We start from the raw sequence: 12,037 nt of genomic DNA, 5'->3' as shown, positions 1-12,037 counted from the left end.
GCTCAAAGGACATGGTACTATGACTTCCTTGGCTGATAAAGCAAAAAGCATGTGTTGCGCTGCACACTTTCCTCTCCTCTTATTTTACTCGATATTTATGACACCTAGGCAACGTTACGATCAGGATTTGAAAGACAATAATTTTCAGAAAGATGACGCCCAGTTAGTGGCTGTCGAGGCTTTAGATGAACTGTATCATCGATTTCTCGCCTATCTGGAAAAGCCGGTTGAACGGGATTCGTTGCTGACTCGTTTGCTCAGAAAAAAAGTCCAGGGTCCAGTTCCCCCCAAAGGGTTATATTTCTGGGGTGGGGTCGGGAGAGGGAAAACTTACCTGATGGATACTTTTTATGATTCGCTCCCGACTCAGAAAAAGATGAGAGTGCATTTCCACCGCTTTATGTATCGTGTTCATGAAGAGCTGAAGCTACTTCATCATGTCAATGATCCACTCGAAATGGTTGCTGATAAGTTTAGCGCGGAAACCGAGATTATCTGTTTTGACGAGTTTTTTGTCTCAGATATTACCGATGCTATGATTTTGGGGACTCTTTTTCAGGCGCTTTTCGCTCGGAATATCATTTTGGTTGCCACCTCGAATATTCCACCGGACGATTTATATCGGAATGGTTTACAACGAGCACGTTTCCTCCCTGCAATCGAGTTAATCAAAGAGCATTGTCTTGTGATGAATGTGGATAGTGGCGTTGACTATCGGTTGAGAACGCTCGAACAGGCAGAAATTTACCATTTCCCGAATGATGAGCAATCAAGAACCAGTTTGGAGAGTTACTATCGTCAACTCATCAGCCATGACTCGGATGTTATGTCTAGTATTGAAGTCAACCATCGGCAGATACCAGTATTAAAAGCAGCAAATGGTGTGTTGTTCGCTACATTTGCACAGTTATGCCAGAGTATGAGAAGTCAGAATGACTACATTGAATTGTCTCGTTTGTACCATACCGTTTTATTAGCTGATGTGAAGCAGATGAATGCAACGCTGGATGATGCCGCCCGGCGTTTCATTGCCCTTGTTGACGAGTTTTATGAGCGTCATGTTAAATTGATCATTTCAGCAGAAGTAGCCTTGGATGCGTTATATCAAGGTGGGCAGTTAGCATTTGAGTTTCAGCGTTGCCGGTCTCGTTTGATTGAGATGCAAAGTCGTGAATATTTGCTGAAAGAGCACTTGTCGTAATCGTTTAACAAGCTTCTAAATGAATTGGATTAAAAAATAAATTTTTGTCAGAAAAAAGATGATTTTTTTTTCGCACTTCTCTATAATCCTGCGACCCACCGTTACTGTAGGTCTGTTTTTTTATTCAGGCCGAGAGTGCCAACCACTCGAAGGGGTGATGACTGGGCTCTAGACAGTGGGAGCAATTGCTCCTTAAGTGTAAATTTTAAATAACGGGTTATTATTAGCATGAAAACTTTCGTTGCTAAACCAGAAACTGTAAAACGCGACTGGTATGTTGTGGACGCAGAGGGTAAAACTCTTGGTCGTCTGGCAAGTGAAATTGCATCTCGCTTACGTGGCAAGCATAAAGCTGAATATACGCCTCACGTTGATACAGGTGATTACATCATCGTTGTTAACGCAGAAAAAGTGACTGTAACAGGTAATAAATCTGCAGCTAAGACTTATTATCGTCACTCTGAGTTCCCTGGTGGCCTCAAGTCTATCACTTTTAATAAGTTGATCGACTACAAACCAGAGATGGTTATCGAGCTAGCGGTTAAAGGTATGCTTCCACGTGGTCCTCTAGGCCGTGCTATGTACCGTAAACTGAAAGTTTACGCTGGCGCTGAGCACAACCATGCTGCTCAACAACCAAAAGTACTAGACATCTAATTGGGGATTTCGGAAATGGCAGAGAATCAATACTACGGCACTGGCCGTCGCAAAAGCTCAGCTGCACGTGTTTTTATTAAACCAGGCAGCGGTAACATCGTAATCAACAAGCGTAGCCTTGATGAATACTTTGGTCGTCCTACAGCTCGTATGGTTGTTCAACAACCGCTTGAGTTGGTTGAGATGACTGACAAACTTGATCTGTACATCACTGTTAAAGGTGGCGGTATTTCAGGTCAGGCAGGTGCTATTCGTCACGGTATCACTCGTGCTCTGATGGAATACGATGAGTCTCTACGTCCTGCTCTACGTGCAGCTGGCTACGTTACTCGTGACGCTCGTCGCGTTGAACGTAAGAAAGTTGGTCTACGTAAAGCACGTCGTCGTCCACAGTTTTCAAAACGTTAATTACGTTTTATGTGGTTTCGAAAACCCGGCAATATGCCGGGTTTTTTTATATCGGTTGTTTATGAATTCGCTATTCGAGCGGTTTGAAAGAGTGAAGTATCGAACTTATTGTGTTATTGGTTTAAGTCTCTTCCCGAGAGGTGAATATTCGACACGTCAGGCTCTCGCATGTAATCGATGGTGAGGGCAGGGTTGAGCAAGGCGTATGACATATTATCTTTTAGATAAGTATCCTTAGGTGATTCTTTGTTCTCTGAAGAAAGAGTGTTGGCGTGATGTACACGAATTATGCTATTATGTCGTGCTGTTTGTCAGGGTTTTGAATTATCAATGGAGGCTTGCCTCCATTGTTTTTATTATTATTGTGTGCTGGAGGATTCCATGGCTGTTGCTGCCAATAAACGTTCTGTGATGACTTTATTTTCAAGTGCCTCAGATATGTATAGTCATCAGGTGAGAATTGTTCTGGCTGAGAAAGGTGTGAGTGTCGAGGTAGAGTTAGTTGATGAATCAAACTTACCTGCGGAACTGATTGAGTTAAATCCATATAAATCAGTACCGACCCTTGTCGATCGTGAACTTGCACTTTATGACTCAAAAATTATTATGGAATATCTGGATGAGCGTTTTCCACATCCACCACTGATGCCGGTTTATCCTGTAGCACGCGGTAATAGCCGTTTGATGGTTTATCGTATTGAGCGGAACTGGTATTCACTCGCTGACAAAGTTATAAATGGTTCTGTTAGCGAAGCTGAGTCAGCAAGAAGTAAGTTACAAAATGATTTACTGACATTAGCGCCAGTGTTTGCTGAGTTTGAGTACTTCATGAGTGAAGAATTTAGTCTGGTGGATTGTTACCTTGCGCCGTTATTATGGCGTTTGCCTGTGTTGGGTATCGAGCTCATCGGTCCGGGTTCAAAAGAGTTGAAAGTATATATGAACCGTGTTTTTGAACGAGATTCATTCTTGGCTTCTTTAACTGAAACTGAGCGTGAGATGCGTTTATCTCGTTAGTTCGGGTAGGATGTATAACTCATGGATAATATGACGCCTCGGCGCCCGTATATGCTTCGGGCCTTTTATGACTGGTTATTAGAGAACGATTTGACACCTCATCTGGTTGTTGATGCAACACTGCCTGGCGTTCGGGTACCTGTCGAATTTATTCAGGATGGGCAGATCATTCTGAACATAGCCCCAAGGGCTATCGGGAATCTAGAGCTAGGTAACGATGCAATTATGTTTAACGCTCGTTTTGGCGGGCGTCCTCATTCTGTTATTGTTCCTATTTTTGCTGTTCAGGCGATCTATGCACGTGAAAATGGTGCAGGGACGATGTTTGAACCGGAAGACTCATACATTCAGCAACTTGAACAGGCTCAAGAACAAGAGCAGGAAGAACTGCAAAGCATTGATGTCGTAGAGACGACTGATACGGATGACACCGTTTCCCCTGATGATGAGCCTCCACGACCTCGCGGGAAACCGAGTTTGAGAGTCGTAAAATAGACATACAGTAGAATGGTCAAAATTCGTAATAAAAAAGCAGCTTTTGCTGCTTTTTTTGTTTCGGTCATCATGATAACGATGGTGATGCTGTTATCACCCAGTATTTATTATTGTTTCTGCTGACTGGGCGAATATTGAAATGCTTTAATCACTCGTTTCACACCAGAGATATTACGTGCTACTTCTGCAGCATGGTTGCCATGTTCCGGTGTGACATAGCCAAATAAGAACACTTCTTTATCTTCTGTAATCACTTTAATCTTCACTCCGCTCAGTTGATCGTCTGTTAGCAGTGATGATTTAACCTTTGTGGTGATCCAGCTATCTTGGCTGATGTCCGATGTACTTAAGGGCTTACGAATTCTAACCTGATCATGAACATCTTTAACGCCCTTAACTTGACGTACGTCTTTTTCTAATGATTTCAATAAATTGTTATCTTGAGATTGACCCATCAACACAACGATACCACGGAAAGAGTTGGATACAATTCGGGTCTTGCCACGATAAGGTGGTTTTCTGATTAAGCCGGTTATTTCAGCTTCAATGTAATTGTCATCCCAGATTTCTTGAGTGGTTCGTGGATCCGTGACGATATCGGCTGTTGTTGCTGCACCAGCAATAAACAACCCAACACATCCGGATAACATGACAGCAAGAGATAACGTAATCAGAATGGTTAAATTTTTCATGATTTACTCTTCATGGGGCGGAAATAAAACTTGATCAATCAGGTCACAGAGGCAGTGCAGTGTCACCATGTGGACTTCATGAATACGGGCAGTCCGGAGAGAAGGAATGCGAATTTCTACATCGTTTTCTCCCAATAGGCCAGCCATTTCACCACCATCTTTCCCTGTCAGGGCAATGATGGTCATGTCCCGGGTGACTGCTGCTTCCATGGCTTTGATAATATTTTTACTATTACCACTGGTTGAAATTGCCAACAAGATGTCGTTTGTTTGCCCAAAGGCTCGCACCTGTTTGGAAAAAATTTCTTGGTAATGGTAATCGTTGGCAACGGCAGTCATCGTTGTGTTGTCTGCCGTCAGGGCCATAGCCGGTAGGCTAGGGCGCTCAGTTTCGAAACGGTTGAGCAGGCAAGACGCAAACTGTTGCGCGTTTGCTGATGAGCCCCCGTTACCACAACAAAGGATCTTGTTCCCATTAAGCAAACTGGAAACCATGGCCTGTGCTGCATGTGTAATAGCATCTGGTAATGCTTCAGCGGCAGCAATCTGAATTTGGATACTTTCAGTAAAACTAGCTTTAATGCTTTCGAGCATCGATTATCCCTGCGTTATTGCATTTTGGAACCAATCGATGTCATCGCCATCTTGATGAATGGCAATCACATCGAAACGAAAATCAGTGTCATAAGGTGACAAGCCTTGTGTTAATAACCAGAACTGAGCTGTCTGAATTAATTTTTTGGTTTTTGTCGGTGTCACGGCTTCAGCCGCATGACCGAAGTGTCGGTTCTTTCTATATTTTACTTCAACAAATACAGTCGTTTGTTGATCGCGCATGATTAGATCAATTTCACCAGTACGACATGAAAAATTTTGGGTGATCAAGTGTAAGCCTCGCGCGATTAAAAAGGCCGAGGCGGCTTGTTCATAGTGAGCGCCAATCTCCCGATGGCTAAAGCGAGCCATACTCTCCCCAAGTTAATTCTTGCTGAACAATACATTGCTTATCAATACTGAGCGTGCCGGTTTGCCCCTGAACTTGATACCCCTCGACCGCTTTCATTTGCGGGAGCGATGTCATTAAAGTGTACGCATCCATCCCCATCGCTTTCAATCGTTTCTCAGCATTGGAATCTTTCGGCCACAAATCTTCCATCTGTTCTTTGGTCGCTGCTTGTGGCTTGAGCAGTAACGGAATATCACTGAATGTGACCCCCGTGAGATCTTCATATTGATTGTTACTATTACTCCGGGAACTTGAAAACAGTTTCGGCTGCGTTGTATCCGGGTTGATCGCAACTTCAATAAATGGCTTGAGGAGTGTCAGCTCAGCGCTGTTGGCAACAATATAAACGGTATCGATATCGCGTCGGCTACGAGGCTGACTTTTCAGCTTTATATCCAGTAATGATTCCATTTGAGCAATATTTTTTTGGCTGCTCTGTAGGCCGAAAACAGCATTGATATTTTGCTGTAAGTGACGTTTATCGCCAAATCTGCTGATCGTCAGTGGATGCTTACTATATTTCTGCCACTCTTGTTGGAAGGCATCTGCGACTCTTTCACCATAACTTCCCCGAGGCACAAGGATCATTGGATACTGATATCCCAAGCGGAACAAATGTTTTGCGGCTTGGCTGGCCTCTTGTTCAGGAGACAGGGCAAAGTAACACGCGGCCGAATTCGAGCTGATATTTTCGGGTATATTTAAGGCCAGCATGGGGATTTGATGTTTCTTTTGCTTCTCTATCTGTTGTAGTTGGGTGATATCTTCTTTGATCAGCGGACCGACAACGAAATCGATATGCTCTTGCATCAATTGACTGACGGTGTCTGAAAATGATTGTTCGTTTGTATCGATCACATTCAGTGTCATCTCGGTATCTCTGTTTCGATCATTCATCATCGCAAACATAAATCCGTCTCGGATTAACTGCGCCTGCTGAGAAAACTTACCGCTCAGTGGCAGGAGTAAAGCTGTGTTTTTTGGCGTTGAGATTTTCATTGCCAGAACCGCTTTGACACCTCCGGGCATATGGATGGCAGCCGGGTGATGGCTATTCTCTGCTAACCATTTTTCCAGTGTGTTTTTGAGTTGTGAGAGATCACCATCCAGCGTTTTCATATAAATGGCGAGTTGCAGCCAACCCGCTAATTCATCTTCATCGGATGCCACGTTTAACTCTGTAATCTCTGTCGCGGAATAATGGGAAAGATTCTGCCAGATCTGACGGGCAACTTTAGGTTGGATATTCTGCGGACTCAGGTCATAGACCTCGACTAAAGCCCGAGCGGTATCAAACCATTTTTCAAGACTCATAAAAATATCAGCTTTAGTCTGATAGAATGCTAACCATTGAGCATCAGGAAGTTTCCACCAGGGTTTAAAATTCAGTCGTTTGAGTGCTGTTTCATTCTGATCATTATTGAGAAATAGTCTGGCTCGGGCAAGTTGCCATTCCGCTTGCTGCGTTTCGGTCAGTTTCTGTTTGGTCAGTCGGAATAACAGTAGATTCGCTTGGGCGACCTGGTTTTCTTTCACCGCTGCTTTTAGCGCCATGATCAGCCAGTCATTTTGGATTGACCCTTCATTGCTGTCGGCTCTCATGAGATAGTCCTGAGAACTGAGTGTCGGACGTTGAGTAATATCGACACGGTTCGAGTCTATTGAATTGGAAGCACATGCCGCAAGAAGGATTGTGAATGTAATCTGAGTGATCAGGCGTGCCACATTGAGTCTGTTATGCTTTTTCTGAGCCATAAGCTGTAATTTATTCCGGTAAAATTGTCTCTATAATAATCTTTGAAGTGATGATAAACAAATGACAAATCATAAAACGTTGCAGGAGCAAGCGCCAACACTATACATTGTTCCTACGCCAATTGGTAATTTAGGCGATATAACGCAAAGAGCCATTGATGTTCTTTCTCAGGTTGACATGATTGCTGCTGAGGATACGCGCCACACTGGGAAACTTTTATCTCACCTGAACATTCGAACCAAAACTTTTTCTCTCCATGATCATAATGAACAGGAGAAAGCGTCGGTATTGGTTGATAAACTGCTATCCGGAGAGTCGATTGCTTTAGTCTCTGATGCCGGAACACCGTTGATCAGCGATCCAGGATATCATCTTGTGAAACTTTGTCGTCAGGCGGGTGTAAAAGTGGTTCCTCTGCCCGGGGCTTGTGCAGTTATCGCGGCATTAAGCGCTTCCGGTTTACCGTCGGACCGATTCAGTTTTGAAGGTTTCCTTCCCCCGAAAACGAAAGCTCGTAAAGATAAAATAGCAGCGATCGCCCATGAGGAGCGAACTTGTATTTTCTATGAATCAACCCATCGTATCATTGAATCACTACATGATTTGCAGGATGTGCTCGGCCCTGAGCGAGAAGTTGTGTTGGCAAGAGAGTTGACGAAAACCTTTGAGACCATTCAGGGATTGCCGTTGGGAGAGCTGCTCCCGTGGGTGATGGCAGACGACAACCGCCGCAAGGGGGAGATGGTATTACTGATCCATGGCTATCGGCGTTCTGAACAGGATGAATTTCCTCAAGAGGCGATTCGGACACTCAGAATTCTGACTCAGGAGCTGCCTTTAAAAAAAGCGGCTGCTCTTGTGGCTGAAATTTATCATCTGAAGAAAAACGCACTCTATAAATGGGGGCTTGAACATCTGGATTGATACGATGAGTTGTGAACTGAAAGCCCCGTTCAGTCGCTGCTGAACGGGGCTTGAGCGGCATCATGTCTCGTCTGACATTGTATCTGATGCGTTTTTTCCGCTACCTTGGACGAATCGGAGTATTCCTGCCGGACTTTATAAAATTCTCTTTAAGACATCATTTTTTCTATCGAATAAACGGTGTCTTAAAGCGCCAAGGATGTGGAGTGCAATCAGACCGATTAATACAAATGACAACCATTTATGTAATGTGTTGGCTACCTCATAGACCGCTTGATTTTTTGGCAATAGTTCAGGCAAATCAACAAAGAAGAAATGGACCCCATCGCTGTATTCGTAAGTGCTAGATTGCACATAGCCCAGTAGAGGAATAGCGACCATCAAAATGTAAAATAATTTATGAGCCAGATTGACAACGATTCTCTCTGGTTTAGATATGCCGTCTGGTAACGGTGGTAATTTACTTCTTCTGCGCACCATGATACGCACCAGCACGATGATAAAAAATAGTACTCCAAATGACTTGTGCCAAAAATATAAGTTGTCGGCAAACGCTGCGTTAGCTTCATCATACGGTGTCATATAGAGACCTAATGAAAGTAATCCTATAACGATAGTCGCGCTTAACCAGTGTATTGCTCTGATAGATTTAGAGTATTTCAATTTGAAGTTCCTCTGTATTTCAATATGACTGAGTAAAAATTACTAAAGCCATTAAGTTAATCGGTAATGTTATTTCTTAACGGTTTGAAACAAGCTTTCTATACGTCTTAAGCCGTTAGGCAAGGGGTGAACAAAGCAGAGAAATTGATGACTCATTCGCCCATTTCCCGAATGTTACTTCAACGTCTCTACGACTTTAGCGATGCTTGCAAAGCGTTCGGGGTTGGCCTGATGCAATCGTTTGGCGATAAAAAATCCCAGAGCAGCAAAAGCGACAACTAAATAAGGTAGAGCCTTAACAACCGGTGAATCAGACCCACTGAGGACGTCTAGATTATTAATCACCATATACAGAGAAATAACCATTCCTACAGATGCCAGCGCTGGCGCAATGAAGCGGCTCCAAAGTGAGGCTTGTAAAGAAGGATTTCTTATGAAGAAAACTACAACTGCAAATGAAACCGCACACTGTAGGGTGAGTATGGAAATTGCGCCAAGTGCTGATGCCCAAGCAAAAATATTTGCCATTGGATCAAGGCCCATCGCGACCAGAATCAGTAAACCAACGACAATGGCGATCCCTTGAATCAGGCTGGCAACATAAGGTGTGTGGTATTTGGGATGCAGCGTTGAGAACTTTGACCAGCACAACCCATCACGACTTAAAGAGAATAAGTAGCGAGAAAGCGTGTTGTGAAAGGCCTGAGTTGCTGCAAATAGGCTCGTGATCAGTAAAATAGACATCACTTGACTTGACCAAGGGCCAAGCAATTGGTCCGCAATATTGTAAATGAACATCCCCGGGTCTTGTGCAGCAACTTCACCGACTTTAGTGTCGCCCACGAATTGAACGATTGCCCATGCTGTAACAGCATAGAATACAGTGATAATGGCGACAGCCACGAGTGTGGCTCGAGGAATGGTTTTTTCCGGTGTTTTACACTCTTCCGAATAAATCGCAGAGGCTTCAAAGCCGATAAATGAACAGATAGCGAATATAAGTCCGACACCAGCGTTACCACTGAAAGTCACGGAAGGTGTGAAAGAGGAAAACGTCATGGCAATCGGCTGTTTGATGATAACAAGGTCAACCAATAGGATGATGGCGACCTCGAGTAACATCAAAACCCCAAGAATGCGCCCCCCAATTTCTACTTTGGCAATACCAAGTAAAACAACGATCACCTGATTGGCGATGGCCAGCATCCACCAAGGGACATCGATGCCGAAGTTGTTAACTAAGAAAATGTTGGTAAAGAAACCGAATAATGAGCTGACAGAAAAAACCATCGACAGATAGGCAAGAATCGCAATAAAAAAGCCCGCTAAACCAGTAGAAGGGCCAAGGCCTTTGCTGACGTAGGAGTAAAATGCGCCTGAGTTGACGACATGACGACTCATTGCAATAAAGCCAAAGCTAAATAAAGTCAGCAGAATACCCGCAACAACATAGATCCCGGGAATCCCTGCACCATTTCCAGCCATAAAAGCAATAGGTAATGCCCCCACCGCACCGGTGAGAGGAGAAGCTGCGGCTATGACGAAAAATACTATCGACCATAGTCCTAAGCTCTCTTTTTTTAATGTGGTCTGTTTCATATCAAAGGTTCCTAACTATGTTAATTGTTATTTCCGTCTATTGAGCGAGCAATAGTTCGTTAATAACTTGTTAACTTTATGTTATCGGAAAATGACAAAGTTTCCTACTAAAAATTGAAAAAATATCACAAAATGAGATTTTTGGTTTTTTTAATCGGTTTTTTACGGATTTTTTTCTCTTATTTATCTTGTTTGGTAACTGATAGTTTTGTTTTTAGTGGTTATCTCGGTGGGTTGGGTCGGGATTATCAATAAAAAATGCCAGCATACTCGAAGTGATACTGGCATGAGCGAAGACTTCAGGGGGGAGCTTAAAGTCGCTCGAACTGGTATGGGCTTGGGTCAATAATCGGCGCTGAATTGGTGACAATATCTGCTGCCAACTGTCCTGCTGCCGGTCCGGTACCAAAGCCATGCCCAGAGAAGCCGGTCGCAATGGTTAAACCGGGGAGCGCAGAGATGCTATCAATGATTGGGTTTGAATCCGGGGTAATATCAATCACTCCTGCCCAAGATTCTTCCATTTCTGCTTTTTCAAAAATAGGCCAGGCTTTTCTTAAGTTGGTTAGTGCTTCGTTATTGAGCGCTGGGTTGGCACTCGGATCTAAGGTTCTGATCTGCTCAAAAGGTGAATGACTGTTAGCCTTCCAACGTCGTGCTAGTTTCAGGTCTTGAAAGAACGCTTTGCCAAATGAAGTGCGTAAGAAACTGCGTTGTGTACGAAGCTGACTCAAGTAGCGCCAGCCGATCAGTAAATGGTCCAGGGTAATATGGGCATCTAAGGCACCACGCTGGGTGATAATGAAACCACCGTCTTTATGTTTTCTAAAGGAAAAATCCGGACCACCGACGGAGATGTCGGTTGGGCCTTCCATGGGTTTGGTCCTGAATACGGAACAAACCAATGGGAGCGTTGGCAGAGATATCCCATGATTGCCGAGGAAACGACGCGACCACGCACCACTGGCGAGTAGTACTTGCTCACAACGGATCTCACCTTGTTCTGTGACAACACCGCTGATCTTACCGCCTGTTGTGGAAAGGGTTCGAACCGCACAGTTTTGTACCATGATGGCACCTTTCTCGATCGCCGTTCTGGCCATTGCGGTGGTGGCAATGGCAGGTTCTGCTCGTCCATCTGAAGGGGTGTATATGCCGCCTTGCCAATCCCCTTTACCACCGGGAACATGCTGGCCGATTTCTTGGGCGCTGAGCATTCTGGCGTCCAAAGAAAGCGATTCCACCGACTTTAGCCACGCTTCATGCATTGCGACCTGTTCTTCGGTTTTGGCTAAAAACATAATGCCGGATGCCTTGTAGCCGACGGATTGCCCGATTCGCTCCGGCATTTCTTGCCAAAGTCTATCGGCGGCGAGTGCTAGTGGTACATCGTGCAAATGACGATTGGTTTTCCGAATCCACCCAAGGTTACGAGAAGATTGCTCTCCAGCGATATGACCTTTCTCGAGCAAGACCACGGGAATGTTTCTTTCGGCCAGTGTTAATGCGGCTGTTACACCAATAATGCCGCCACCGATAATCACAACCGTCGTGGATTCTGGTAGTTCATCCTGTGTATGAATAGCCTCAAGTGTTTTCGTCATCATTTGTTTCCTGAA

The 12,037-nt window shown here is 44.2% G+C and carries 13 protein-coding genes; 6 read left to right on the top strand and 7 right to left on the bottom strand.

Annotated features, from left to right (window positions below; all coding sequences use genetic code 11):
• Window positions 1–97: 97 nt before the first annotated feature.
• The 5 genes from zapE (at window position 98) to sspB (ending at window position 3,778) form a co-directional block, all read left to right on the top strand.
• On the top strand, window positions 98–1,201 hold the full coding sequence (gene zapE / locus OCU60_RS14090) for a cell division protein ZapE (RefSeq protein WP_074371937.1): 1,104 nt from the start codon (window positions 98–100) through the stop codon (window positions 1,199–1,201).
• 228 nt (window positions 1,202–1,429) lie between these two features.
• Window positions 1,430–1,858, top strand: coding sequence for a 50S ribosomal protein L13 (gene rplM / locus OCU60_RS14085; RefSeq protein WP_074371832.1), 429 nt, complete (start codon window positions 1,430–1,432; stop codon window positions 1,856–1,858).
• Between the two features lie 15 nt (window positions 1,859–1,873).
• On the top strand, window positions 1,874–2,266 hold the full coding sequence (gene rpsI, locus OCU60_RS14080; protein WP_038183163.1) for a 30S ribosomal protein S9: 393 nt from the start codon (window positions 1,874–1,876) through the stop codon (window positions 2,264–2,266).
• A 381-nt stretch (window positions 2,267–2,647) separates the two neighbouring features.
• Window positions 2,648–3,283, top strand: a complete 636-nt coding sequence (gene sspA / locus OCU60_RS14075; RefSeq protein WP_074371831.1) for a stringent starvation protein SspA — start codon at window positions 2,648–2,650, stop codon at window positions 3,281–3,283.
• A gap of 30 nt (window positions 3,284–3,313) precedes the next feature.
• Window positions 3,314–3,778 carry a ClpXP protease specificity-enhancing factor gene (gene sspB, locus OCU60_RS14070; RefSeq protein ID WP_370738663.1) on the top strand — a complete coding sequence of 155 codons (465 nt, stop codon included), beginning with the start codon at window positions 3,314–3,316 and terminating at the stop codon, window positions 3,776–3,778.
• Window positions 3,779–3,885: 107 nt separating this feature from the next.
• On the opposite strand, the gene OCU60_RS14065 is transcribed toward sspB, so the two are convergent.
• Genes OCU60_RS14065 through OCU60_RS14050 form a run of 4 tightly spaced genes read right to left on the bottom strand, consistent with a single transcriptional unit; the run spans window position 3,886 to window position 7,231 of the window.
• Window positions 3,886–4,470 (bottom strand): BON domain-containing protein, encoded by a 585-nt coding sequence (locus OCU60_RS14065; protein ID WP_074371829.1) that lies wholly within the window; start codon window positions 4,468–4,470, stop codon window positions 3,886–3,888.
• A 3-nt stretch (window positions 4,471–4,473) separates the two neighbouring features.
• The gene (locus tag OCU60_RS14060; protein WP_074371828.1) at window positions 4,474–5,064 is read right to left on the bottom strand and encodes a phosphoheptose isomerase; all 591 of its coding nucleotides are present in this window, start codon (window positions 5,062–5,064) and stop codon (window positions 4,474–4,476) included.
• A 3-nt stretch (window positions 5,065–5,067) separates the two neighbouring features.
• Window positions 5,068–5,436: a YraN family protein gene (locus OCU60_RS14055; protein ID WP_074371827.1), complete on the bottom strand. Its 369-nt coding sequence runs from the start codon at window positions 5,434–5,436 to the stop codon at window positions 5,068–5,070.
• Window positions 5,423–7,231 carry a penicillin-binding protein activator gene (locus OCU60_RS14050; protein ID WP_074371826.1) on the bottom strand — a complete coding sequence of 603 codons (1,809 nt, stop codon included), beginning with the start codon at window positions 7,229–7,231 and terminating at the stop codon, window positions 5,423–5,425. Before OCU60_RS14050 ends, OCU60_RS14055 begins: the two co-directional genes overlap by 14 nt.
• A gap of 61 nt (window positions 7,232–7,292) precedes the next feature.
• Here OCU60_RS14050 and rsmI point away from each other — a divergent pair, with 61 nt between their 5' ends.
• Window positions 7,293–8,156, top strand: a complete 864-nt coding sequence (gene rsmI / locus OCU60_RS14045) for a 16S rRNA (cytidine(1402)-2'-O)-methyltransferase (RefSeq protein WP_074371825.1) — start codon at window positions 7,293–7,295, stop codon at window positions 8,154–8,156.
• A 135-nt stretch (window positions 8,157–8,291) separates the two neighbouring features.
• On the opposite strand, the gene OCU60_RS14040 is transcribed toward rsmI, so the two are convergent.
• The 3 genes from OCU60_RS14040 to OCU60_RS14030 form a co-directional block, all read right to left on the bottom strand.
• Window positions 8,292–8,819, bottom strand: coding sequence for a cytochrome b (locus tag OCU60_RS14040; protein WP_159439442.1), 528 nt, complete (start codon window positions 8,817–8,819; stop codon window positions 8,292–8,294).
• A gap of 174 nt (window positions 8,820–8,993) precedes the next feature.
• Complete coding sequence (locus tag OCU60_RS14035; RefSeq protein WP_074371823.1) at window positions 8,994–10,418, bottom strand: APC family permease; 1,425 nt, start codon at window positions 10,416–10,418, stop codon at window positions 8,994–8,996.
• Window positions 10,419–10,729: 311 nt separating this feature from the next.
• Window positions 10,730–12,022, bottom strand: a complete 1,293-nt coding sequence (locus tag OCU60_RS14030; protein WP_074371822.1) for an NAD(P)/FAD-dependent oxidoreductase — start codon at window positions 12,020–12,022, stop codon at window positions 10,730–10,732.
• Window positions 12,023–12,037: the final 15 nt, after the last annotated feature.

Origin of the sequence: Vibrio spartinae, assembly GCF_024347135.1 — a bacterium.
In the GTDB taxonomy this organism is placed as follows: domain Bacteria; phylum Pseudomonadota; class Gammaproteobacteria; order Enterobacterales; family Vibrionaceae; genus Vibrio; species Vibrio spartinae.
The sequence above is the reverse complement of the archived record's forward strand: the minus strand, read 5'-3'. Positions and strand labels throughout refer to the sequence as shown.

Coding starts and splice junctions, on each gene's coding strand:
- zapE (WP_074371937.1), top strand. CDS start 98: ATGACACCTAGGCAACGTTACGATCAGGATTTGAAAGACAATAATTTT.
- rplM (WP_074371832.1), top strand. CDS start 1,430: ATGAAAACTTTCGTTGCTAAACCAGAAACTGTAAAACGCGACTGGTAT.
- rpsI (WP_038183163.1), top strand. CDS start 1,874: ATGGCAGAGAATCAATACTACGGCACTGGCCGTCGCAAAAGCTCAGCT.
- sspA (WP_074371831.1), top strand. CDS start 2,648: ATGGCTGTTGCTGCCAATAAACGTTCTGTGATGACTTTATTTTCAAGT.
- sspB (WP_370738663.1), top strand. CDS start 3,314: ATGACGCCTCGGCGCCCGTATATGCTTCGGGCCTTTTATGACTGGTTA.
- OCU60_RS14065 (WP_074371829.1), bottom strand. CDS start 4,470: ATGAAAAATTTAACCATTCTGATTACGTTATCTCTTGCTGTCATGTTA.
- OCU60_RS14060 (WP_074371828.1), bottom strand. CDS start 5,064: ATGCTCGAAAGCATTAAAGCTAGTTTTACTGAAAGTATCCAAATTCAG.
- OCU60_RS14055 (WP_074371827.1), bottom strand. CDS start 5,436: ATGGCTCGCTTTAGCCATCGGGAGATTGGCGCTCACTATGAACAAGCC.
- OCU60_RS14050 (WP_074371826.1), bottom strand. CDS start 7,231: ATGGCTCAGAAAAAGCATAACAGACTCAATGTGGCACGCCTGATCACT.
- rsmI (WP_074371825.1), top strand. CDS start 7,293: ATGACAAATCATAAAACGTTGCAGGAGCAAGCGCCAACACTATACATT.
- OCU60_RS14035 (WP_074371823.1), bottom strand. CDS start 10,418: ATGAAACAGACCACATTAAAAAAAGAGAGCTTAGGACTATGGTCGATA.
- OCU60_RS14030 (WP_074371822.1), bottom strand. CDS start 12,022: ATGACGAAAACACTTGAGGCTATTCATACACAGGATGAACTACCAGAA.